The 21,904-nt window shown below is 67.7% G+C and carries 20 protein-coding genes; 10 read left to right on the top strand and 10 right to left on the bottom strand.

Annotated features, from left to right (window positions below; genetic code table 11):
- Nucleotides 1-168 precede the first annotated feature (168 nt).
- Together AX721_RS12530 and AX721_RS12525 are read left to right on the top strand one after the other, a co-directional pair.
- A complete protein-coding gene (locus tag AX721_RS12530) occupies nucleotides 169-1,194 on the top strand; it encodes an AGE family epimerase/isomerase (RefSeq protein ID WP_068876347.1) in 1,026 nt (341 codons plus the stop codon).
- Nucleotides 1,188-2,495, top strand: coding sequence for a nucleotide sugar dehydrogenase (locus tag AX721_RS12525; protein WP_304440890.1), 1,308 nt, complete (start codon nucleotides 1,188-1,190; stop codon nucleotides 2,493-2,495). The genes AX721_RS12530 and AX721_RS12525 overlap by 7 nt, the downstream gene beginning before the upstream one ends.
- Before the next feature lie 241 nt (nucleotides 2,496-2,736).
- Here AX721_RS12525 and AX721_RS12520 read toward each other — a convergent pair whose 3' ends face one another.
- Complete coding sequence (locus AX721_RS12520) at nucleotides 2,737-5,235, bottom strand: TonB-dependent siderophore receptor (protein ID WP_068876345.1); 2,499 nt, start codon at nucleotides 5,233-5,235, stop codon at nucleotides 2,737-2,739.
- Nucleotides 5,236-5,672: 437 nt separating this feature from the next.
- Here AX721_RS12520 and AX721_RS12515 point away from each other — a divergent pair, with 437 nt between their 5' ends.
- Both AX721_RS12515 and AX721_RS12510 read left to right on the top strand, forming a co-directional pair.
- Nucleotides 5,673-7,277 (top strand): flavin monoamine oxidase family protein, encoded by a 1,605-nt coding sequence (locus tag AX721_RS12515; protein WP_082765300.1) that lies wholly within the window; start codon nucleotides 5,673-5,675, stop codon nucleotides 7,275-7,277.
- A 24-nt stretch (nucleotides 7,278-7,301) separates the two neighbouring features.
- Entirely contained in the window at nucleotides 7,302-7,778 is a 477-nt protein-coding gene (locus AX721_RS12510) for a RidA family protein (protein WP_068876344.1), read from the top strand.
- Nucleotides 7,779-7,781: 3 nt separating this feature from the next.
- Here the strand turns inward: AX721_RS12510 and AX721_RS12505 are convergent, their stop codons facing one another.
- The gene (locus tag AX721_RS12505; RefSeq protein ID WP_068876343.1) at nucleotides 7,782-8,108 is read right to left on the bottom strand and encodes a UrcA family protein; all 327 of its coding nucleotides are present in this window, start codon (nucleotides 8,106-8,108) and stop codon (nucleotides 7,782-7,784) included.
- A gap of 213 nt (nucleotides 8,109-8,321) precedes the next feature.
- Here AX721_RS12505 and AX721_RS12500 point away from each other — a divergent pair, with 213 nt between their 5' ends.
- Nucleotides 8,322-9,557 carry a Xaa-Pro peptidase family protein gene (locus AX721_RS12500; RefSeq protein WP_068876342.1) on the top strand — a complete coding sequence of 412 codons (1,236 nt, stop codon included), beginning with the start codon at nucleotides 8,322-8,324 and terminating at the stop codon, nucleotides 9,555-9,557.
- Nucleotides 9,558-9,560: 3 nt separating this feature from the next.
- Here AX721_RS12500 and AX721_RS12495 read toward each other — a convergent pair whose 3' ends face one another.
- Both AX721_RS12495 and AX721_RS27910 read right to left on the bottom strand, forming a co-directional pair.
- The gene (locus AX721_RS12495) at nucleotides 9,561-10,568 is read right to left on the bottom strand and encodes an NAD-dependent epimerase (protein ID WP_068876341.1); all 1,008 of its coding nucleotides are present in this window, start codon (nucleotides 10,566-10,568) and stop codon (nucleotides 9,561-9,563) included.
- Nucleotides 10,569-10,707: 139 nt separating this feature from the next.
- Nucleotides 10,708-11,493, bottom strand: a complete 786-nt coding sequence (locus AX721_RS27910) for a PEPxxWA-CTERM sorting domain-containing protein (RefSeq protein ID WP_197422547.1) — start codon at nucleotides 11,491-11,493, stop codon at nucleotides 10,708-10,710.
- A 215-nt stretch (nucleotides 11,494-11,708) separates the two neighbouring features.
- Here AX721_RS27910 and AX721_RS12485 point away from each other — a divergent pair, with 215 nt between their 5' ends.
- From AX721_RS12485 to AX721_RS12475, 3 genes are all read left to right on the top strand, one after another.
- On the top strand, nucleotides 11,709-12,110 hold the full coding sequence (locus AX721_RS12485) for a hypothetical protein (RefSeq protein WP_068876339.1): 402 nt from the start codon (nucleotides 11,709-11,711) through the stop codon (nucleotides 12,108-12,110).
- A gap of 150 nt (nucleotides 12,111-12,260) precedes the next feature.
- Complete coding sequence (locus tag AX721_RS12480; protein WP_068879077.1) at nucleotides 12,261-12,950, top strand: hypothetical protein; 690 nt, start codon at nucleotides 12,261-12,263, stop codon at nucleotides 12,948-12,950.
- Between the two features lie 312 nt (nucleotides 12,951-13,262).
- Nucleotides 13,263-13,853, top strand: coding sequence for a hypothetical protein (locus AX721_RS12475; RefSeq protein ID WP_197422546.1), 591 nt, complete (start codon nucleotides 13,263-13,265; stop codon nucleotides 13,851-13,853).
- Nucleotides 13,854-13,865: 12 nt separating this feature from the next.
- On the opposite strand, the gene AX721_RS12470 is transcribed toward AX721_RS12475, so the two are convergent.
- From AX721_RS12470 to AX721_RS26840, 4 genes are read right to left on the bottom strand one after another with little or no spacing between them, the layout of a single operon-like run.
- Nucleotides 13,866-14,603, bottom strand: coding sequence for a GIY-YIG nuclease family protein (locus AX721_RS12470; RefSeq protein WP_068876336.1), 738 nt, complete (start codon nucleotides 14,601-14,603; stop codon nucleotides 13,866-13,868).
- On the bottom strand, nucleotides 14,596-15,456 hold the full coding sequence (locus AX721_RS12465) for a hypothetical protein (RefSeq protein ID WP_068876335.1): 861 nt from the start codon (nucleotides 15,454-15,456) through the stop codon (nucleotides 14,596-14,598). The genes AX721_RS12470 and AX721_RS12465 overlap by 8 nt, the downstream gene beginning before the upstream one ends.
- Complete coding sequence (locus AX721_RS12460) at nucleotides 15,453-16,601, bottom strand: DNA cytosine methyltransferase (RefSeq protein ID WP_068876334.1); 1,149 nt, start codon at nucleotides 16,599-16,601, stop codon at nucleotides 15,453-15,455. The genes AX721_RS12465 and AX721_RS12460 overlap by 4 nt, the downstream gene beginning before the upstream one ends.
- 4 nt (nucleotides 16,602-16,605) lie before the next feature.
- Complete coding sequence (locus AX721_RS26840) at nucleotides 16,606-16,884, bottom strand: hypothetical protein (RefSeq protein WP_231733161.1); 279 nt, start codon at nucleotides 16,882-16,884, stop codon at nucleotides 16,606-16,608.
- Here AX721_RS26840 and AX721_RS12455 point away from each other — a divergent pair.
- On the top strand, nucleotides 16,883-17,458 hold the full coding sequence (locus AX721_RS12455) for a hypothetical protein (RefSeq protein ID WP_068876333.1): 576 nt from the start codon (nucleotides 16,883-16,885) through the stop codon (nucleotides 17,456-17,458). The two genes, AX721_RS26840 and AX721_RS12455, sit on opposite strands and share 2 nt — an antisense overlap.
- Before the next feature lie 202 nt (nucleotides 17,459-17,660).
- On the opposite strand, the gene AX721_RS12450 is transcribed toward AX721_RS12455, so the two are convergent.
- Entirely contained in the window at nucleotides 17,661-18,341 is a 681-nt protein-coding gene (locus AX721_RS12450; RefSeq protein ID WP_068876332.1) for a response regulator transcription factor, read from the bottom strand.
- On the bottom strand, nucleotides 18,338-19,879 hold the full coding sequence (locus AX721_RS12445) for a DUF4118 domain-containing protein (RefSeq protein ID WP_068876331.1): 1,542 nt from the start codon (nucleotides 19,877-19,879) through the stop codon (nucleotides 18,338-18,340). The genes AX721_RS12450 and AX721_RS12445 overlap by 4 nt, the downstream gene beginning before the upstream one ends.
- Before the next feature lie 158 nt (nucleotides 19,880-20,037).
- On the opposite strand from AX721_RS12445, the gene AX721_RS12440 reads away from it, so the two are divergent.
- Nucleotides 20,038-21,904, top strand: a 1,867-nt coding sequence (locus AX721_RS12440) for a potassium transporter Kup (protein ID WP_068876330.1), incomplete at its 3' end; no start/stop codon positions are given.

Raw genomic sequence — 21,904 nt, 5'->3', positions numbered from 1 at the left:
AAGGCGCTTGCGATTGGCCGGGAAGGCGATAGGGGAGGCGCGTGGTCCGTCGGGCCGCGATGGAGACGCCCGCTGCCGCCCGCCCGCGAAAACCGCCCGCCGCACGATGGCTTCGCCGACCTGCGCGCCGCCTCCGCGTGGTACGACGCCTGGCTGAGCAAGGCCGCTTTGCCGCTCTGGGCGGGCGTCGGCGTCGATCCTCGCACGGGCGCCTTCCGAGAAGCCCTGACCTGGGCCGGCGCGCCGCACGATCCGCGCTACCGCACCCGCGTCCAGGCGCGTCAGGCCTTCGTCTTCGCTTCGGCCGCCGCGGAGGGTCTCGGGCCCTGGGCGGCGGTTGCTCGGCGCGGCCTGGACGAGCTAACGCGGCGCGCCCTGCGCGGCGACGGGCTGTTCGTGGCGATCCTGGACCCAACCGGCGCCTCGATCGACGCCCAGGCCTACCTCTACGAGCACGCGTTCGTGCTGCTGGCGCTCGCGGCCCTGGGCGATGCGGAGGCGGCGACGGCGCTGCGCGCGCGCCTGGAGGCCTTCCGGCACGGGCCCGGCGGCTTCCGCGAGGCCGGGGCGCGCCCGTTCCAGGCCAATGCCCAGATGCACCTGCTGGAGGCCGCCCTGGCCTGGGAGGAGACCTCCCAGGACGCCGGTTGGGGCGCCCTGGCGGACGAGTTGGTGGCCCTGGCGCTCGACCGGTTCATCGACCCGGCGACCGGGGCGCTGAGCGAGTTCTTCGACGAGGCCTGGCGACCGTTGGCGGGGCCGGCGGGGCTGATCGAGCCGGGCCATCAGTTCGAGTGGGCATGGCTGTTGGTCCGATGGGGCAGGGCGCGGGGCGACCCGGCGGCGGAGGCGACCGCCCGACGCTTGTTCGCCGTCGGACGCCGCGGCTTCGATCCCGCGCGGAACGTGGCGGTGGACGCCCTGACCGACGACCTGGCGGTGCGCGACGCCGCCGCGCGTCTCTGGCCTCAGACCGAGCACCTGAAGGCCGCGCTGGCGCTGGGCGACACGGCCGCCGCCCTGCAGGGCGCCAACGGGATGGCGGCCTATCTGGACACCCCTGCGCCCGGGGTCTGGCGCGAGCGGATGCGCGCCGATGGCGGCTTCGTCGAGGAGCCCTCGCCGGCCACGTCGCTCTATCACCTCTATCTGGCGATCCGCGAACTGACGCGGTTCGCGGCCGAACCGTGCTAGTCAGCCGCGCCATGGTGCAGAACCCCTTCACGCAGAGCCCGGCCAAGATCGCGGTGATCGGCCTGGGCTATGTCGGCTTGCCGCTGGCGGTGGCCTTCGCCGCCGAGCACGACGTCGTCGGCTTCGACATCGGGGCGGCGCGAATCGCCGAACTGTCGCGCGGCGAAGACCGCACGCTGGAGGTGTCGCCCGAAGCTCTGAAGGCGGCTGTGCGCCTGACGTTCAGCTCGGACGCCGCGGCGCTCGACGGCTGCAACGTCTTCATCGTCACCGTGCCGACGCCGATCGACGAGCACAAGCGCCCGGACCTGTCGGCCCTCATCTCGGCGAGCCGGACGGTCGGAGGCGCCATCCGCAAGGGCGGCGTGGTGATCTACGAATCGACGGTCTACCCCGGCGCGACGGAAGAGGATTGCGTTCCGCTGGTGGCCCAGATCTCGGGCCTGGCGTTCAACCGCGACTTCTTCGCCGGCTACAGCCCCGAGCGGGCGAACCCCGGCGATCCGCACCACCGCCTGGCCGATATCGTGAAGGTGACCGCGGGCTCGACGCCGGCGGCGGCCGACTTCGTCGACGACCTCTACGCATCCGTGGTGAGGGCCGGGACCCATCGGGCCAGCTCGATCCGCGTGGCGGAGGCGGCGAAGGTGATCGAGAATACCCAGCGCGATCTCAACATCGCCCTGGTCAACGAGTTCGCCCTCATCTTCCACCGCCTGGGTGTGGACACCCAGGAGGTGTTGGCGGCGGCAGCGACCAAGTGGAACTTCCTGAATTTCCGCCCGGGCCTTGTCGGGGGGCACTGCATCGGGGTCGATCCCTACTACCTGACGCACAAGGCCGAGAGCGTCGGCTATCGGCCCGAGGTGATCCTGGCAGGGCGCCGGATCAACGACGGCATGGGCGGGTACGTGGCCCGCGAGCTGGTCAAGGAGATCATCCGCCGCGGCGTGACCGTGAAGGGCGCCCGGGTCCTGGTCCTGGGCCTGGCGTTCAAGGAGAATACGCCGGACCTGCGCAACACGCGGGTGATCGACATCGTCCGCGAGCTGGCGGACTACGGTGTGGCGGTCGATATCTGCGATCCCTGGATCGAGGCCGGCGAGGCGCGCCGCGAATACGGCCTCGACCTGTTGGCCGAGCCGGCCCAGGGCGCCTACGACGGAATCGTCGTGGCGGTGCCGCACCGCCAGTTCGTCGAGTTGGGGGCGGCGCGGATCCGCGCCTTCGGGCGTCCAGACGCCGTCGTGTTCGACGTGAAGGCGATGCTCCCGAAGGACGACTCCGACCTTCGCCTCTAGGTCGGCGCCTGTTTCGCGGGCAGCGCGCTTCTTTCCGCGGCGCCTGTCACCGAACCGCCGTTTCGAACAGCTAGACCGTTCCAACGCCGCGCGGGGCGGGCCACGATGGCCTTGCCCTTCGGGGCGTTTCCTCCCTGAACTCGCCGCGCCTCATAAGGGCGCGGCTTTTTCTTTGCGCCGACCCCGGCCCACGAAAAAGGCCGCCGAGGTGGACCCGGCGGCCTTCTCCGATCAGTCCGGCTTAGAAGGTCACCGTCACCTTGCCGTAGTAGTAGCCGCCGTTGATGCCGAACGGCGAGAACGTCGGGTATTGAGTCACATAGGCGTTCGAGTTGTTGCGGAAGTACTCATCCCGCAGGAAGGCGTTGACGCGGTCCGGATAGACGTTGAACAGGTTGTTCGCGCCCATCGTGAGCTTAACCGCGTCGATCACCTTGTAGCTGACCTCGAGGTCCGTGATCACGGCCGCCTTGATCTTGGTCTTGTAGCAGGTCGGCAGGACCGGCGTGACCAGTGGGCAGCCCGTGCGGCTCGAATAGCCCGAGGACGGGCCGTAGAGCGACTGCTTCAGGTTCACGGACAGGCGGTCCCAGGTCCAGAGCCCGCCGGCGACGAGACGATACTTCGGCGATGCGGTCTCGAGGTTGGCGATCGCGGTGAGGTCGAACAGGGACGCGCCGGTCAGCTGAGCCGGCGGCGCCTTGATCTTGGTGACCTCGGTCTCGTTGTAGTTGGCGATCAGCGACCACTGGACCGAACCCATATCGCCGAAGTCGGTCGAGGTCGTGAGGACGAACTCCGCGCCGCGGGTCCGGGTGGTCAGGCCGTTGGTGAAGATCGTGATGCCGGTGATCGTCACCGTCGGGTCGAGGACGTTGCCGTTCGCGAGAATGGCGTCGCGAACCGCCGGGATGTTTACCGCGCCGCCGGACCCGAACAGCGAGCCGGAGCCCACGATGCGGTCCTTCACGGTGATCTGGTAGACGTCCAGCGTGGCCGTGATGCCGTAGCCCGGGTGGGCGACGAAGCCGACGCTGAAGTTGCGGGACTTTTCCGCGTCGAGGCCGTTCACACCCACCAGCGCGGCGGCTGGAGAGTTCGGCGGCAGCTGCACGAAGGCCGCCGTCGGCGAAACGTTGGTGGCTGAGTAGAAGGACTCAGCCAGCGTCGGAGCCCGGAATCCGGTGCTGGCCGTGCCGCGGATGGCGAGCATGTCGCTGAAATCGTAGCGGCCCGTGCCCTTGAAGACGATCGTATCGCCGAAATCGCTGAAGTGCTCGTAGCGGGTGGCCAGGTCGATCTTCAGCGGCTCGGTGGGCTGAAGCGCGACGTTGGCGTAGGCCGCATAGCTGTGGCGTCCGTGCTTGCCCGAGTCCGTCAGCGCGAAGCCCGGATAGGACTGGGAGCCTTCCTTGTAGCGGGACGCCTCGTCGCCGGGTTTGATCTCGTACTTGTCCTCCCGGTACTCGGCGCCGAGCGCGAGGGTCATCGGCCCGGCCTGACCGATGTCGAACTCGCGGGCGAGGTCCAGCTGGGTGGTCCACTGGCTGGCGATGAAGGAGCCGGCATAGAAGTCGGTCGGCGAGGATCCGGGCGTCGTGGCCGTCGAGGTGTCGATGTAGAGGGAGCGGTTGATGCTGTTCCGCGTCTCGATGTCGATCGAGTCCTTGCCGTAGGTGGAGGCGAGGTCCCAGGTCCATTCGCCCGCCTTGCCGGTGATGCCGAAGGTGGCGGCGTAGTCGTCCTCGATCAGCACTTCGCGGGGTTGGAAGCCGAGCGGGCGCGGAATGGAGCCGTCGCGGCCCACCACCAGGTTCGGCGTGCGCCAATTCTCCCAGGCCTGGCCGAATTTGTGGCCGTAGGTGCCGAAGGAATAGAGCTCGACGCCGTTCGCGAATTCGTAGCCGAAGTTGTACGAGCCGATGTGCAGCCGATACTCGGCGTCGCCCGTGATGTTGTTCACGTACGGGTAGTCCGGGTGGTTCACGAGCTGCGGATAGCGGGACAGCCGCGAGGTCGAGTTGATGTTGAACGGGGTGTTCAACGCGCGCGGATCCACATCACCGCGGAAGCTGTAGTCGTGGTAGCGGCTTTCGAAGGTCAGGTTCAGGTAGGCGTTCTCGATCGGTGCGAAGCCGATGTTCGCCGCGATGGCTGGCGTGTCGCCGCCGCCGCTCATGTACTTGCCGGCTGAGGCGATGATGGTCCCGCCCTGCGGCTGGTCCTTCAGAATGATGTTGATGACGCCGGCGATGGCGTCCGTGCCGTACTGGGCCGCGGCGCCTTCCTGCAGCACTTCGACGTGGTCGACTGCGGAAAGCGGGATGAAGTTGAGGTCGGCCGTCGCGCCGCCCTGGAACGGACCGCCGAGCACAGCCAGGTTGCCGGTGCCATGGCGACGCTTGCCGTTGATCAGCACCAGCGCATGGTTGGGGGACAGGCCGCGAAGCTTGGCGGACAGGGTGAGGTTCGCCGTATCGCCCCCGAACGCCTGGGCGTTGAAGGACGGTACGTTCTGGGCGATGGCCTGGATCAGGTCGGATTGGCCGACCCGCTGCAGCGCGGTGTCGTCCAGCACCTGTATCGGAGCCGGGCTGTCGACGGCGCGCAGTCCTGTCGTCCGCGTCCCCGTCACGATGACCGCGTCGAGTTCAGCCGGATCGGCCCCCTCCGCGTCTGCGGCCTGGACCGCGCCCGCCATGGCGACGCCCAGGACCAGGGCGCTCGCGCCCGCAAACATTCTCTTCACTATGGACCCCCTCGTTTTCGATGTGGGCCCTTCTCGGCGTCATCCCCCTATTGACGGCGGCCTTTAAGCATCGGCGCCGTCTGATAGCGGTGGAGCACCGCGTGCGGGGTGTCGTGAGTCAATAAGACCCGGCACGACGCTCGCGCATGCATTTGTTGCATGATGAAAATATTTGCGCGCCCGCCATTCGATGAAGCACGATTACTGAAACTGACAATCATGCAGAATCGGCAACTTCGGCGAATTCGGTTGTCGCAAAACTGACGTGAGCGTCAGTTGATGAATTCTCGCGCGCAGACTGCCTGCCACGCCGACAACTGCGTCGAAACTGCTCGAATCCTGATCGCCCGTCTTGTCAGCCAAGGCGCCGCCGAGGCGTCTGAGGCCGCCCGCCGGGTGCGGCGGGGCGGTGCGTCGCGGAGCGGGTCATGGGTGTCAGCCGTCGGAGTTTCCTGCACAGACTCGGGGCCGTCGGCGGCTACGGGGCCGCCTATTCCGCCATGGTCAGCCTGGGCCTGATGGCGACACCGGCCAAGGCCGGGCCCCTGCAACTGCCGGCCAACCTCGGCGCCGGCAAGAGCGTGGTGGTGCTGGGCGCGGGGATCGCTGGCCTGACGGCGGCCTATGAGCTCGAGCGGGCCGGATTCGCCGTGACGGTCCTGGAAGCCCGCGATCGGGTCGGCGGGCGCAACTGGACGCTCCGCGATGGCTCCAAGGTCGAAATGGTCGGCGAGGCGACCCAGACGGTCTCGTTCTCCGACGGTCTCTACATGAACGCCGGGCCGGCCCGGATCCCGAGTCACCACGAGGGCGTGCTGGGCTATTGCACCAAGCTGGGCGTGCCGCTCGAAGTGGAGATCAATTCCAGCCGCAGCGCCTATTTCTGGTCCGCCGCCTCGAACGGCGGCAAGCCGATCCAGATGCGTCAGGGCGTCAACGACACCCGCGGCTATATCTCGGAACTTCTGGCCAAGGCCCTGAACAAGGGGGCGCTGGACCAGGACCTGACGGCCGAGGACAAGCAACGGCTGCTGCCGTTCCTGAAGGTCTACGGCGATCTGGACGGCGGCATGGCCTTCAAGGGCACGGAGCGGTCGGGCTTTGCCCAGCTTCCGGGCGCCGCCTCGCAGTTCGGCAAGGGCCGCGATCCGGTGCCGCTGAAGGAGCTGCTGGCCAACGACCAGTTGTGGTCGACCCTGTTCGAGGACGTGGTCTACATGCAGGCGACCATGTTCCAGCCCGTGGGCGGCATGGATCGGATCGCCACCGGCTTCCAGCAGGCGATTCGCAGCCCGCTGATCCTGAACGCCGAGGTGCTGCAGATTCGTCAGACGGCGGCGGGCGTCGCCGTGGCCTGGCGCGATCGGTCGGGAGGCCCGAACCAGGTCGCCCAGGCCGACTTCGCCGTGGTCACCATCCCGCTGAATGTCCTGAACCGCATCGACAACAACTTCGACAAGCCGGTGAAGGCCGCCATCGCTTCGGTGCCCTACGACTATTCGAACAAGATCGGCTTCGACGCGCCGCGCTTCTGGGAAAAGCAGCAGATCTTCGGCGGCATCTCGTTCGTGGGCGGGGACACCGGGCTGGTCTGGTACCCGTCGAACGGGCTGCATACGGCCCGCGGAATGCTGCTGGCCTGCTATGGCTCGGGCCCGAACGCCAGGGGTTTCGCCGCGCGGCCGCTAGAGGAGCAGGTCGCCATCGCCCGCGGCGTGGTCGGGCGGTTGCACCCCGGCCACGAGGGCGAACTCACCAATCCGGTGGTGGTGAACTGGAGCAAGATCCCGTTCAACCTGGGTCCCTGGCCCGCATGGAACGGCGTCGGCGGCCAGGAAGGCCACCTGGACGATCCCGCGTACCGGCTGCTGAACCAGCCGCACGGCCGCGTCTATTTCTCAGGCGCCCACCTGTCCCAGATGCCGGGCTGGCAAGAAGGCGCGGTGCTTTCCGCGCAACGGACGCTAGGCCTGATCGCGACCCGCGTGTCACAGTCGGTCGCGGAACGCCGCACCGACCGGCCCGCGGCCTGAAGCTTTTTTTCCGAGGGGAGAACCATGCGCAAGATTCTGCTGTCCGCCGCCCTGCTCACGCTCGCGGCGGGCGCCGCCAACGCCCAGAACGTCCACATCAACCCGTCGAACGGCTTCATCTCCAGCGCGGTCAAGGTGCCGGCCGGTTCGGACATGCTGTACGTCAGCGGCATCACGCCCGATGTCGTTCCCGGCGCGCCGGCGGCTACGCCTTTCGGCGACACCAAGACCCAGGTGATCAGCATCCTCACCAAGATCCAGGGGATCATGAAGGCCCAGGGCTATGAGCTGGGCGACACGGTCATGATGCGGGTGCTGCTGGTCGGCGACCCCGCCAAGGGCGGCGGCATGGACTTCGCCGGCATGATGGAAGGCTACAACCAATTCTACGGGCCGCTGAAGACCAAGCCCGCGCGCATCACCTCCCAGGTCGCCGGCTTGGTGCGACCCGGGATGTATGCGGAAATCGAAGTGCAGGCGGCCAAGCCGGCCGCCAAGTAGGGCCTAGCGATCGCCGGCGGGGGCGGCGCGCTCACGGAGCGCGGCGCTCACTGCCGGCGCGTTCAGCACCGACAGCGCCTCGTCCATGGCGTCGCGGTAGCAAGCCGAGCGGCGGACCGCCGCCTGGTACTCGCGGACGCTGAACGAGGAGGCGCCGCAGGCGCGCACGGCCGCGCGATCCAGGCGCCCTGCCATGGCCTCGGCGCCCGCCGCCGTCGAAAGGTCGAGCCCGGCGGGGGAGACGGCGATCGAGGTGGTCGCCAGCGGCCCGGCGGCCGCGGACGTGGCGAAGGCGAGGGCGGCCAGGGCCGGCACAGCCAGAAGCTTCATGGGGGTACTCCTTCCTGAAGGCCGATCGTTTCGCCGGCCGTGATCTCGTTGGGCCCTACCTAATGCGCGCCACGGAGGCGTGAAACCCATCGGCGCGCTCATTTCACAGGCAAGTGAGCGGAAACAGCGCCAGTTGGGCGAAAATGGCTTGGGGCCGCCTACTGCGCGGGAGAGGGCCTTGAGCCCATCCCGGAGTCGGGCGAGCTTCGCCGGATGGATCGACGCAGACTGATCACTCTGGGCGCGGCCGGCCTGACGCTGGCGGCGGTTCCCATCTCCGCCGGCGCTGCGGACCTGCCCGCGCGGCTGCCCGGTGCGCCGCCGCCCATCGGCGGGGCCGAGCGTGAGGCGCGGATCGCCAAGGCGCAGCGGCTGATGCGGGAGCAGGGGGTGTCGGCCTTGCTGGTCGAGCCCGGCTCCAGCCTGATCTATTTCACCGGCGTCCACTGGAGCCGCAGCGAGCGGCTGACCTGCGCGCTGATCCCGGCGGAGGGGGAGATCGGGGTGGTGACGCCCTTCTTCGAGGAGCCTTCGGTCCGGGAGAGCCTGGCCGTTCCGGCCGAGGTGCGCACCTGGCAGGAGCATGAGGATCCGCTGGCCCTGGTCGCCGGCTGGCTGCGGGACCGGGGGCTGGGGTCGGGCGTCGTCGCCATCGAGGAGACCAACCGGTACTTCATCGTGGATGGCCTCCAGCGGAACCTGCCGACGGCGACGCTGCGGAACGGGGCGCCGGTGGTCCGGGGCTGCCGGATGATCAAGTCGCCGGCCGAGATCGCCCTGATGCAGCACGCGTCGAACATCACCCTGGCGGCCTATCGTCATACGATCCCGAAGATCGAGGCCGGGATGCGGCCGGCGGACATCTCAAGGTTGATGAACCAGGCGACCGCCGCCCTAGGTGGCGATCCCGAATTCGCCCTGGTGCTGCTGGGCGAGGCGGCGGCCTATCCGCATGGGTCGGGCAAGCCGCAGGCGGTGAAGGCCGGGGAGGTGGTGCTGATGGACTGCGGCTGCACGGTCGAGGGCTATCAGTCCGACATCTCGCGGACCTTCGTGTTCGGCGAGCCGACGGCCAAGCAGCGCAAGGTGTGGAACGAGGTGCGCCGGGGCCAGCAGATCGCCTTCGAGGCCGCGAAGCTGGGCGCCAGCGCCGGCAGCGTCGACGACGCGGCGCGCAGCTACTACGTCAGCTTAGGGTACGGGCCGGACTACAGGCTGCCGGGCCTCTCGCACCGGACCGGCCACGGCATCGGGCTGGACGGGCACGAGCCGGTGAACCTGGTCCGCGGGGAGGCGACGAAGCTCGCGCCCGGCATGTGCTTCTCGGACGAGCCCGGCATCTACATCCCCGGCGAGTTCGGCGTGCGGCTGGAGGACTGCTTCCATATGACCGAGCAGGGGCCGAAGTGGTTCTCGCAGCCCTCGGTGTCGATCGAGAAACCCATCTAGGCCTCAGACGCCGTAGTACTCGCGATACCAGTCCACGAACCGGCCGACGCCCTCCTCGATGGTGGTGCTGGGGGCGTAGTCCAGCACGGCGCGGGTCTCGGCGGTGTCGGCCTCGGTGCGGGCCACGTCGCCCGCCTGCATCGGCATGAGGTTCAGTTCGGCCTTGCGGCCCAGCTTCTCCTCCAGGACCTCGATGTAGCGCATGAGCTCGACCCGGCGGCTGGCGCCCAGGTTGAGGACGCGCCACGGCGCGGCGCTGGTGGCCGGGTCCGGGTGCTCGCTGTCCCAGGCGGGGTTGGCCGCCGGCGGCCGGTCCAGGGCGGCGACCAGGCCGTCCACGATATCGTCGACGTAGGTGAAGTCGCGCTGCATGCGGCCCTCGCCGTACACGTCGATGGGCTGGCCCTTCAGGATCGCGTCGGTGAACTTGAATAGCGCCATGTCCGGGCGGCCCCAGGGCCCATACACCGTGAAGAAGCGGAAGCCGGTCGACGGGATTCCGAACAGGTGTGCGTATGAATGGGCCATGGCCTCGTTGGCCAGCTTGCTGGCGGCATAGAGGGTGATGGGGTGGGTCGCCGCGTCATGCACGTTGAACGGCAGGTTGTTGTGGTTGCCGTAGACCGAGCTGGTGGAGGCGAAGATCAGGTGCTTCGGCTGAACCGCCCGGCAACCCTCCAAGATGTTGAGGAAGCCCACGACGTTGGAGTCGACATAGGTTTCCGGGCTTTCCAGGCTGTAGCGGACGCCGGCCTGGGCGGCGAGGTTGACCACATGGTCGGGCCGGACCTCGGCGAACAGGGCGGGTACGCCGTCGCGATCGGCCAGGTCCAGCTTGGCGTGGCGATAGCCCTTGTGGGACTCAAGGATCGAAAGCCGCGCCGCCTTGAGCTTGGGGTCGTAGTAGGCGTTGAGGCTGTCGAGCCCCACCACCGTCTCGCCGCGTTCGAGCAGCCGGCGGCTCAGGTGGAAGCCGATGAAGCCGGCCGAGCCGGTGACCAGGATCGTCAAGACGTCGCCTCGCTGCCTGCGCCGATGCGCAAGCGTGCCTAGCGGGCGCCGGGTTGCAAGGGTCTTAAGTGTCGGGAGGGGCGGGCGGTCAGCCGATCGCCCGCGGCGGGACCGGCGTCCGGGCGAGCGAGATCGCGGATCAGGCTTCGACGAGCCGACGCCGCCGAAACGCCATGCCGACCAGGCCGAAGCCCCCGATCATGAGCGCCCAGCCCGCCGGCTCGGGGACGACCGCCGGCTCTTCCTCGATCGCCCAGTAGAAGACGCCATTGACCAAGCCGTCGTAGGCGGCGCCGAAAGTGCGCCCGGCGATGTTGGAGTTGTTGATCAGAGAAACGGTGTAGGTCTCGCCGGCCTTGAGCAGGAAATCGCCGTCGCCATAGCGGAGTTTGCCGCCCGTGGGGTCGAACAGGTCGATGACGGTCACGCCATTCAGCTGAAGGTTCCAGCCGCTCAGGCCGAAGTTGTTAAGGTCGGAAGCGGGGTTGGGCCGAACCTCCCCTTGCCAAGCGAGGCGCCCGTCGCGCTCGGCGAGGAATGTGTAGGACCAGTTCGGGTTGAGCCCGTCAAACCCGCCCCCCATGAGCCCGTAGTCGCCGTCCGCGTTGAAGTGCCAGCCCCACTCGAAGTTCACCTGCCCGTATGTCCCGTCGGCGCTCCACGTGGCGCTGTTCTTCGCGTGCGTCACGGCCGAGGCCCCTTCGGGATAAAGGCCGGTGTAAGCAATGGCCTGGGCGAACGCCGAACCGTTCTGCGGCGTCCCGCTCCACTGGGTCGCGATCTTCGAGTCCACGGCGGAGTTCGCGCCGTCCAGGAAGGCGTCCGTCCTGACCTGCGAAAGGCCTGAGATCGGGACCACGGCGCCCGCAGCGCTCGCCCACATCGAGACCGCCACCGCCAAGACCGGCGTGGTAATCCTGCGCATCCCGTCCCCCCAATGGCCGGACCTCAGTGTCGCGCCGCCGGCTTCGCTGTCAACGTCGGCGTGTATTGCGACGGCCGATTACCGGCGGGCGCATAGCTCCGGCTGCGGACCTGATCGCGCGCTCGGTCCCCACCGGCTCCAGCGGGAGTCGCGTCCAGATGCTCCCCAGCCATGCAGGGAGGCGCCGCCGCTGCTTTGCGCCAGGAGCTGGCATCGTGATCGGGGCGCAGAGCGGACATTGGCGTGTTCCCGCCGCTTGCCCCGTTGCGTACGGCGATCCGACGGGCGACAAGCTGACGATGCCAAACGGGATCACCGCCCCACGCGAGGTCATCGCTTGGAATTTGCGCGCATACGGTGAGACCGACGTCGCGGCCCGTGTGCTTTCCGCCTCGGACCAGGTCCTCTTCCGCATTTGGGCGGAAGCCTTCACTGTCAGCACCGATGAGAGCGTTCGCAGCTTCGTCGACCACTACCTTGCACGGGGCGCCGTCCGCGTGATCACCGGCACGGACCGCCCCCTCAAGCGCAAGAAGCGCCTGTTAGCCGAGCCCGAGCCGAGGGCGGAGATAAGCGCGGAAACCTATTCGCGGTGGTGGGCGTGGGATGGGGCCTAGCGCGTAAGCTTCGGCTATGCGCCAGCAGGAGACGTTGGCCCTGATGCGGAAGGCGGACCCTCGCCGAAACCAGTGCGCTGGCTCGCGGTGTCCGCCAAATTTCGGTCAAGCTTCTCTGCCGCTCTCTCCATTTGCGGGAGGATGTTCAATATGCGCTACTGGGTTGCACTAACAGCGGCAGTGGCGTTGAACCTCCCAGGCTTCGCCGTGGCGGCTCCCGCGGCGTCAGAGGTCCTCGCCGCGGCAAAGGCCGCTTCCGGGGGCAAGGCTTGGGACACGCTCACCGGTTCCTATGAAAAGGGCACGCATGGACCGGTAGCTTACGAGACTTGGCTGGATTTCCAGGCCTACGGCACACGGATGATCAGCGTGACGCCCAAAGGCTCTCGAGAGCAAGGCTTCGACGGCGTTGTCGCGTGGCGCCGGGCCGGGAGCGGGCCGGCGGAACGAAGTAGCGATGCGGCAGCAGTCCGCGAGGCGGTGATCACGGCGTACGTGAGCAACAACGGCTTCTTCTTCCCGGAACGCTTTCCGGCCAAGGCGGACTACCTCCGAGACGAGGCGGGCTTCGATGTCGTGCGGGTGGAACCCATGGGGGGGCGGCCACTCGAACTCTGGTTCGATCGCCGGACGCACTTGCTCGGTCGCATTGTGGACTACGCCGGACCCCAGCCGGTCGCCGTTAGCCTCTCCGACTACCGTAGAGTCGGAGACGTGCTCGTCGCCTTCCGCGCCGTCGTCACTGGACCAAGCGGCACCGTGCTCGACGAGGGCAAGGTCGATATGGTCGATCACCGCCCAGTTGACCGCAGCGTCTTCGCACCGCCCAAGCCACGGTAGGGGTGGAGATTCGGCTGTACCCGCAGCGGGGAAGGTCGGGTCGGCGCCACGAGCGGAAGTTGGCTCCTCTCCCGGAAGCAGACGCCTTCCGGCAAGAAGGGACCCTCATCCACCCGCTTGCAACCCTGTTGGCCGAAAGCTTAGCTCTTACTTCACGGAGCGCGGACCCGATCAATGAGTGACGAGCCCACTGATCGCGGTGCCTCAAGGCTGCGGCAGTGGCCCGATGAGGGAGATCGCCGTAACAAAGGGTTTTGTGCCCACTGTGGGGGTCCCGAAGAGACGCGGGACCACAACCCGTCGAAGATCTTCTTGGATGCGCCCCTGCCAGAGAACCTACCGGTCGCCTCCAGTTGCCAAGCCTGTAACGCCGGTTTCTCGGACGACGAGGAGTATGTGGCCTGCCTGCTTGAGTGCGTCACCAGCGGCAGCGTCGACCCGCAGAGCTTCGAGCGCGCCGCGATCGCCAAGACCCTGACTGGCAATCGTCGTCTGCAGCGAGAGCTGGCGGCGGCGCGCCGCGAGGTCGACGGTGAGACGTGGTGGGACCCCGATGGCGCCCGCCTACGGCGAATCGCGATCAAGCTGGCCCGCGGCCTCGCAGACTTCGAACTCAACGAGCCTCAGTTGCATGAGCCAGAGAAGGTCTGGTCGATGCCGCTGATGTTGATGTCGGATTGGGACCGGCGAGCCTTCGAGAATGACGAGAACGACTTTGCGCTCTGGCCCGAACTCGGCAGCCGCGCCTTCCACCGCGTCCTCATGGGTCCTGACGATTCCTGGGTGAACGGCTGGATCGTCGTGCAGCCGAACCGCTTCCGCTATCGTGTGAGCCAGGGGAGCGGCATGCGCGTGCGCATGGTGCTGCGCGAGTACTTGGCCCTCGACATTGTCTGGGATTGATCCGCGCGGCGGTCAGGTCTCGGCGCCGTCCTCGCTCTCGTTGGGCACTGACGCAGCCCCGCCCAGAGCCTGGTAGCGCCGTTCCGACAGCCACTGGAGTCGCTTGGCTTGGGTCAGCAGAACGCGGCGCAGCCCGCCCTGAACCTCCCGCTCGGAGATCACCTGTGCGAGGCGCGAGATGATCAGAGCGCGGCGGGCAATTCGAAAATCGGGATGGCGGCGCAACTCATAGACACGGTCGGAGACGACGCGGTCACGCAGGGACGGCGGCGCGGTCACCGCCACGGTGCCGACCGGCGGATCCTTCTCATTGAGGATGGCCTTGAACCGGGAGCCCTCGACGGCGGCTTCGGTGATTAGCCGCTCCAGGGCGTTGAGGTGCGCCTTAGCGTCCTTGTCGCGCTTATCGACACCCTCCAACTCCGGGATAGGCCAGACCTCGATGTCGAGCACTTCGAATGGATCGAGTACCGACATGGCCACCGCGTCAGTACGCTGGTTGGTCAGATGCCGGCGAATGCGGGTGCGGACCCGCTCCTTGGTCTGACCGACATAGATCGGCTCGCCGTCGTAGTCGAAGAAGGCGTAGACGCCCCATTGATAGTCGCCGATCTTCACCTGCACGCCGCTCGGATCGCTGAACGACGCGTCGAGGAACTGCGTGAGCTGCGTGCGCAGGTCATCAGTCTCGAACGGCGGCACATTGGTGGAGTCGGGATCGCGTCCAAACAGTGAGGACGGATCAGACACGGCGAATTGCCGTCATCTCGGAGGCGTGCTGGACGAAGCCAGCGCGGCGGATGATGGTGCGCCGCACGAGGCCGCCATCGGCCTCAGCTACTTCGAAGTCAACGAAGTTGACCTCGTCGTCGGCACCGCCGAACGCCCTCTGGAAGGCGGCCATCAACTCGACGCCGTCGAGAGTCTGGGCCGCCGCGACGGGATGGTCGGGCGAAGGAATGTCGGCCGGCAGCACGTAGAGGCATGGCGGCGGCGTCTCGAAGGGGCCGAGACGGGTCAGGCGCGCCTCCGGCGCCAAGGCGGCGAGCTTCGGGCAGGGCCGGCCGACCGTGCCGCAGATCATGTCCCAGATCACGAGGCCGTCGACACGCTGGTTGCGCGACAGCATCTCGGCGCTCAGGCGGGTGTGCAGGCCTGACCAGGCGTTGCGGCGCGGGTCGGCGCCGACATTGGTGCAGAGGCTCCAGGTGACGAACTCGTCGGCTTCGGGCGGGCGCTCGAATATGTTGGTGTTGGCGCCGTCGAGACAGCCCTTCAGGTCGATCACCGCGGTGCGGCCGCTGTTCAGCTGCACATAGTAGTCATTGCGCGCGCCGCGCTTGGCGCGATCCCAGCCGGCGATATGGCCGCCGTCCTCCAGGTGGTTGAGGACATGCTGCACGAACTCGCGCTTGCCTCGCATGGTGGCGGAGAACTCGCCGCGCACCTTCTCGATGGCGCCGCGGAAGATGGCGGAGCGGTAGAATTCCGTCTCGGTCAAGCCGTGGTCGCCCAACAAATGGGCCTGCGTCTTGAGGATCTCCGCGAACCGCTCGATCTGAGCGCGCAACTGCGGGTCCTGTTCGCAGGGGATGACGCTCACGCCGCTCGCCGCGCCTTGCCCTCGGTCGTCCCGAGCAGGGGCTCGAAAACATGCTCGGCCAGGTGCCGCACGACGTCCACCGCCACCCCGTCGCCGGTCAGGTGATAGGCCTCATTGTAATTGCGCGGCAGCTTGTACGTGTCGGGCAAACCCATGAGCCGTGCGGTCTCGCGCGCCGAGATCAGGCGGGTGCGAACGGTCTTACCGTCGATGACAATGATCACTTGGCGGCTCGAACCGCCGGCTGGGGTGCGGAGGCAACCGGCGACATCGTCGAAGCGCACCTCGGTGCGCTGCACCTTGGCGCCGCCTTCATCGTGGCGGGTGCGCCGGTAGATGCCGCCCACCATCCGCCGGCCGGCCCGCTTGGCGGCTTCGACCTTGGCCAAGTTGATCGGAGACATCATGTCGAGGACCTGTTGGGTCTCGGCGGGCGTGTGCCAAGAGACGCTGGTCGGGGCCTCCTCGACTAGATCGGCGAAGGTCGAGGTGCGCCGGGCCGGTACTGGCACGTTCCACCAAACCAGACGCTTGCGCGACACGGCGCTGATGCCGTCGATCGCGCGGCAAAGGCCTGGGGTATGGAAGGGCGCGATCGGCCCCGGTGCCAGCAGCGCCGGATCGATGGCGAAGTCTTCATGTACACCGATGACAAACAGGCGCGGTCGCGATTGCGGAACGAACAAGGCCGCATTGATCACCAGAGCGCCATAGCGATAGCCGGCGTCGGCGAAGGTCTTGCAGATCGCTTCAAAGTCGCGACCGCCGTGCGAGGTCAGGGTCCCGCAAACGTTCTCTAGGGCGATGATCTTGGGTGCGCGGCCATCGGCCATCAACGCCTTCATCACATCCCAGAACGGATAGAAGGTGCCCGACCGCTCACCCCTCAGGCCGGCGCCGCCACCGGCCAAGGATAGGTCCTGGCAGGGGAAGGAGCCCCAGGCCAGATCCGCCACGCCCGGGAGATCGCCCACCGTCACTTCGCGGACGTCCCCGATCTTGAGTTCGCCTCCGCAAGGCCAGTTGGCCTGATAGGTCAGGCCCTTCTTGTGGTCGAAGTCGTTGGCGAACAGGCAGGTCCAGTTCTCGCCCAGGCCCGCCCTGGCCATCCCCCCGCCGGCGAAGAATTCGTAGAAGCTCGGCATGGGATCAGCGATCCTCTGCGGCGGTCTGACGCGCCAGCTTCTCTTGAATGGCTTCGGTTATCCAAGTGTTACGCGAGATCACGCCCGGGCGTTCAGCGCGCGCGGCGTCAATTGCGTCGAAGGTCTCAGCGCTGAGCCGCAGATTGATGCGGTCCAGGGCCCGAACATTGCTTGGTTTCGAATCAGGGAGCATGGTGCCACAGTGGCGCCGAAGCGGCGCCTCGTCGAGTAAAGTTTCTGGTTTGTTCCCCTTTGGACTGGCGCCGTCAAGCGAAGAGCGCATGGCCAGCCGCACTACGCCCGTCGATATCCGGCGAGACTTCGATGCCAGCCAACTCGCGCCGCCTCCCGATGGAGCCACGCTTGACGCGGCCGACGAGGACGGCGCGTTCGACGGCAATCGGGCGTTCATGGACCTCCGCGGCATGAACTGGAGCGATGTCGAAGAGACCTTGGAGATCGAACGCGGCGTTCTGGCGCGTCTTGAGGCGGCCGACGACCTCGACGACGAGGAAGAGGCGGTTATCGAGGAACTGGTATCCGAGTATGGCGTCGAGGCGCTGTGGAGCCTGGATCCCGGTGTCGCCTCGGCCACCATCGCGCTTTCAGCGCTGGGCGGCACGCCGGTGGCGAGCTGCAACGGTGGCGTGCTCGGCGGCCAGCACAAGGAGGACTATCCGCTGGTGGCCTTCTACCTGCCGGCAACAGCTGCGGGCGGTGTGAGCGCCCTCGCGGAGGCAGCCGGCATCGGCTTGCTGATCGACGATCATGGCCGTGGCCAAATCTATGCTCAATCCTATCACGGGCTCGTCAAGTTCGCAGAATTGGCGCTGGCCGGACGCGAAGTGACGTCCTGAGACTTGGTCCGCCTCTACGCGTCGCTTCAGACTGCTTCGCTCGGACAGCGCGCCTACGGTCAGCGGGGACTCGGGAACTCTCGACCATGACCAGATCGGGAGCCTATCCCGAACGGCCCCAGAGCAGACCTTCCCAAGGTCCCCAACGAGTCAGGAGGCGACCTTGGCGGCGCGCCGGATTCCCGACGTTCGGCGACTCGGCTCAGTCGGTCACCAGGCGGTAGCCGACGCCCGGCACCGACTCGAACAAGGCGTCCCCCAGTTTTTGGCGGAGATAGCCGACATAGACGCGCAGGTACTGCACGTCGGCCTTCTCGCTGCCCCAGACCGCACGGAGCAGCTGTCCGTGGGACACGGCGTGGCCGCCGTTCAGGGCCAACTCGCAAAGGACGTCGTATTCTTTGGGAGTGAGCTTCACGGGCTCCCCGCGCCGTTTCACGGTCCGAAGGCCAAGATCGATCTCCACGTCCCCAACCCGCAAGGCCGGCGTCGAGCCTCGCACCTGCACTCCGTGACGCAGGCCAGCGCGCACGCGGGCGAGGAGCTCCTCCACTCCGAACGGCTTGGCCACGTAGTCGTCGGCGCCGAGGTCGAGCGCCTCGACCTTGGTCGCTTCGGCGTTGCGCGCCGAGAGCACCACGATCGGCGTGGGGCCGCGCTGGCGTATTTCCCGGATCACCGAGAGGCCATCCCGGTCAGGCAGACCCAGGTCGAGCAAGACCAAGTCGGGCGCATAGTGTGCGAACCAGCGCAATCCCTCGGCCGCAGTGCCGGCCGAGACCGGTCGGTAGCCGGCCGCTTTCAGCGTGGCGGTCAGCGCCGAGCTGAGGGATCGATCATCCTCCACCACCAGGACGGTCGCCGGATCGGCCGCTTCGGTCATGCTTCCACCGGGCGCGCTGAGGCGAGCGGCGCGATGAGCCGCACGGCGGCGCCGGGGCCGTCCGTGCGGTTCGCCGCGCTGATGCGGCCGCCCTGAGCCTCGAGAAAGCCGCGCGCGATGGTCAGGCCAAGACCCGTCCCGGGCGGGCGTCCGTCGCCCGCCACCCCGCGCGCGAACCTCTCGAAGAGGGGCTCGATGGACCCCGGGAAGCCGGGACCCTCGTCGAGGACCTCGATCCAGCCGGTGCGCCGGTTCTCGCCGACACGGATGCGGATGGTCGAGCCCGACGGGGAGTATTTGGCGGCGTTCTCCAGGATATTCACGAGCGCCGTCTCGAACAGCGATCCGTCGACCATCAGCGGCCCGCAGTCGTCGGCGACCTCGTTGACCACCTTGCGGTCGAAAAGGGCGAACGTGGCGCGATCGATCGCGCGGGCGACGAGTTCCCGGGGCGCCGCCGCCGCCGTGCGCACCGGCAGCGCGCCGGCCTCCAGCCGGTTCATGTCGAGGAGGTTGGCGACCATGCCGCTGAGCCGCGAAGCCTCGGCCTCTGCCGAGGCCAGCAGCTCGGCGCGGGTGCGCGCGTCGTGGGTGTCGCCGAACCTCTGCAGGCTCTGCAGGGTGACCAGGATCGTGGACAGGGGCGTCTTCAGGTCGTGCGAGACGGCGGCCAGCAAGTCGCTCTTCAGGCGCTCGCTCGCGACGGCGACCTGGCTCTGGACGGCCGCGCGGGCGTTCGCGTCGCGGTCGAGGGCGACGGCGAGATAGCCCGCGACCGTCTCCGCGAAGCTCTCGGGATTTTCGGGCCGACCTTGTTCCCGCCCGGAGATCTGTACGCCGATCACCGCCCGCTGGCGCTTCGGCGTCTGGATCGGCCAGAAATCATAGGCGCAGCTGTCGATCGGGTAGGCGCCGCCGCGGGTCGGGAGGCGCGCCGCGAGGACCCATGCCGCGGCCTCCTCGTCGGCGGCCGTCACCCGCGCGCCACCGGCCCGGGCGGTCAGTCTCAGGTCATCTTCGTCCGCCACGAAGACGACGGCGGGCGCTTCGAAGACCCGGGCGAGGGTTTCGGCGCAGGCGCGCGCGATCGCCTTGGAGTCGCGTGCGGCGACGAGGGCGCGCGCCATGGCCTGCAAGGCCGAGCTCTGGGCCACGGCCTCCCACGCCTGCAGCGCGCGGCGGCGGGACTGCGCGGCCACCGCGCTGACCGCGGCGGCGGTGATCAGCAGGAGCGCCAGGGCCCAGACGTTGGCGGGATCGGCGACGCGGAAGGTGTGGCGTGGCTCAATCAGGAGGAAGTTGTACGCGACCACACCGGCCACGGCCGCGGCGAGCGCCGGCCCCCACCCGTAGCGGATGGCCGCGACGACGACGGGCAGGACAAAGATCAGCGAGACGTTGGGGATGGCGACCTGCCGGTCCACCCACACCGCGAGCAGGCTCGCGACGCCCACGAAGACCAACGACAGCCCGTAGGACGCCCACGCATCGACCCGCTGCGGCCTTTGGACGAGGGGGGTGGCTTCGGCGAGGCTCATGGGGCGGGTCCTTCACCCGAGACGACGGCAGGAAAGGAAGGCGCATGAACGTCCGCACGCAAGAGCGGACGGGCCGGGCGGCCTCACAACCACATAGGATTCTTATGTCGATCCGGCACAGAAGGCCCGCCGGCCACTGAACAGGAGTCCGGTCACCCATGTCCGCCACCGAAGCCGATGCGCCTGAGCCTCCTCCGCCGCACAGGGACTCGTTCTGGGCGCTGACCCTGGGATCCGTGGGCGTGGTCTTCGGCGACATCGGGACCAGCCCGCTCTACGCCATGCGCGAAGCGCTCGCGCATACCAAGGGCGGCGCGAGCGAGATGGCGGTGCTCGGGGTTGTGTCGCTGGTGTTCTGGGCCCTGGTCCTGGTGGTGACGGTGAAATACGTCGCCTTCATCATGCGCGCCGACAACAAGGGCGAAGGCGGCACGCTGGCGCTCATGGCCCTGGCGCAGCGCGCCATGGGGACGCATTTCGCGGAGCATCGCAGCTTCATCCGGCGCTCACGGTTCGTCTTCATCCTCGGCATCTGCGGGGCCGCGCTGTTCTATGGCGACGGCCTGATCACCCCGGCCATCTCGGTGCTCTCGGCCGCCGAGGGCCTGAAGGATGCGCCGGGCATCGGGCACGTCTTCGAGCCCTATGTCCTGCCGATCGCCGCTGTCATCCTCATCGCGTTGTTCATGGTCCAATCGCGGGGTACGGCGAGCGTGGGCCGCTATTTCGGTCCGATCACCGTGGTGTGGTTCGCGGTCCTGGCCGGCCTGGGCGTCTTCTACATCGTCCAGGAGCCCTCGATCCTGCTGGGCCTCAGCCCCTACTTCGGCGTCCAGCTTTTGATCAACAACGGCTTGGTCGGCTTCGCGATCATGGGCAGCGTCTTCCTCGTGGTGACCGGGGCCGAGGCCCTCTACGCGGACATCGGCCATTTCGGGAAGGCGCCGATCCGCACGGCCTGGCTGTGCGTCGCCTTCCCCTGCCTCATGCTGAACTATCTGGGCCAGGGCGCGCTCGTGCTGCTCCGTCCCGAGACCCAAGCCAACCCCTTCTACATGATGATCCCCGAGGTCGTGTACTGGCCGGTTCTCCTGCTCACGATCATGGCCACGGTGATCGCCTCGCAGGCCGTGATCACGGGCGCCTATTCGGTGACGCAGTCGGCCGTACAACTCGGCCTTCTGCCCAGGATCGACATCCGGCGCACCAGCGAGACCGTCGCCGGGCAGATCTACGTGCCCCAGGTCAACACGATGCTGCTGGTCGGCGTTCTGGCGCTCCTCGTGGTCTTCCGCAACTCGTCCAACCTGGCGGCCGCCTACGGCATCGCCGTGACCGGGACGATGGTCATCACCATGCTGCTGGCCTACGTGGTGGCGCGGCACCATTGGAAGTGGCGGCGCTCGATCACCCTGCTGTTCGTCGCTCCGCTGATCGCCATCGACCTCTTCTTCCTGGGCGCGAACGTCCTGAAGATTCCGCAAGGCGGCTGGTTCCCGCTCGCCTTCGGCGCGGCCATCATGCTGATCATGTGGACCTGGACGCGCGGCGCGCAGATCCTCACCGACAAGGCGCGGCGCGACAGCCTTCCGCTCGCTGAACTGGCCGACATGCTGAGGTCGCGCGCGCCTCACCGGACGCCGGGCACGGCCATCTTCCTGACCTCCGACCCCGAGACCGCCCCGGTCGCGCTGATGCACAACATCAAGCACAACAGGGTGCTGCACGAGAAGAACATCATCCTCACGGTTCAGACCGCTGAGACGCCGCGCGTGAAGGAGGATGATCGGGTGCGGATCGAGCCCGTAAGCGACGACTTCAAGAAGGTGACGGTCTCCTACGGGTTCATGGAGAGCCCGAACCTGCCGAAGGCGCTGGGGCTATGCCGCAAGCTGGGCCTGAAGTTCGACATCATGGCCACAAGCTTCTTCCTGGGCCGGCGTTCGGTGGTGGCGTCCGCACAGTCCGGAATGCCGCTCTGGCAGGACAAGCTGTTCATCTTCCTGATGAAGAACGCCGCCAACC

Source organism: Phenylobacterium sp. CCH9-H3 (genome assembly GCF_001557235.1).
In the GTDB taxonomy this organism is placed as follows: domain Bacteria; phylum Pseudomonadota; class Alphaproteobacteria; order Caulobacterales; family Caulobacteraceae; genus Phenylobacterium.
This window is presented reverse-complemented; position numbering and strand designations above follow the sequence as displayed.

Coding starts and splice junctions, on each gene's coding strand:
- AX721_RS27910 (WP_197422547.1), bottom strand. CDS start 11,493: ATGCGCAGGATTACCACGCCGGTCTTGGCGGTGGCGGTCTCGATGTGG.
- AX721_RS12505 (WP_068876343.1), bottom strand. CDS start 8,108: ATGAAGCTTCTGGCTGTGCCGGCCCTGGCCGCCCTCGCCTTCGCCACG.
- AX721_RS12455 (WP_068876333.1), top strand. CDS start 16,883: ATGGCCAGCCGCACTACGCCCGTCGATATCCGGCGAGACTTCGATGCC.
- AX721_RS26840 (WP_231733161.1), bottom strand. CDS start 16,884: ATGCGCTCTTCGCTTGACGGCGCCAGTCCAAAGGGGAACAAACCAGAA.
- AX721_RS12520 (WP_068876345.1), bottom strand. CDS start 5,235: ATGTTTGCGGGCGCGAGCGCCCTGGTCCTGGGCGTCGCCATGGCGGGC.
- AX721_RS12445 (WP_068876331.1), bottom strand. CDS start 19,879: ATGAGCCTCGCCGAAGCCACCCCCCTCGTCCAAAGGCCGCAGCGGGTC.
- AX721_RS12510 (WP_068876344.1), top strand. CDS start 7,302: ATGCGCAAGATTCTGCTGTCCGCCGCCCTGCTCACGCTCGCGGCGGGC.
- AX721_RS12480 (WP_068879077.1), top strand. CDS start 12,261: ATGCGCTACTGGGTTGCACTAACAGCGGCAGTGGCGTTGAACCTCCCA.
- AX721_RS12515 (WP_082765300.1), top strand. CDS start 5,673: ATGGGTGTCAGCCGTCGGAGTTTCCTGCACAGACTCGGGGCCGTCGGC.
- AX721_RS12500 (WP_068876342.1), top strand. CDS start 8,322: ATGGATCGACGCAGACTGATCACTCTGGGCGCGGCCGGCCTGACGCTG.
- AX721_RS12450 (WP_068876332.1), bottom strand. CDS start 18,341: ATGACCGAAGCGGCCGATCCGGCGACCGTCCTGGTGGTGGAGGATGAT.
- AX721_RS12460 (WP_068876334.1), bottom strand. CDS start 16,601: ATGCCGAGCTTCTACGAATTCTTCGCCGGCGGGGGGATGGCCAGGGCG.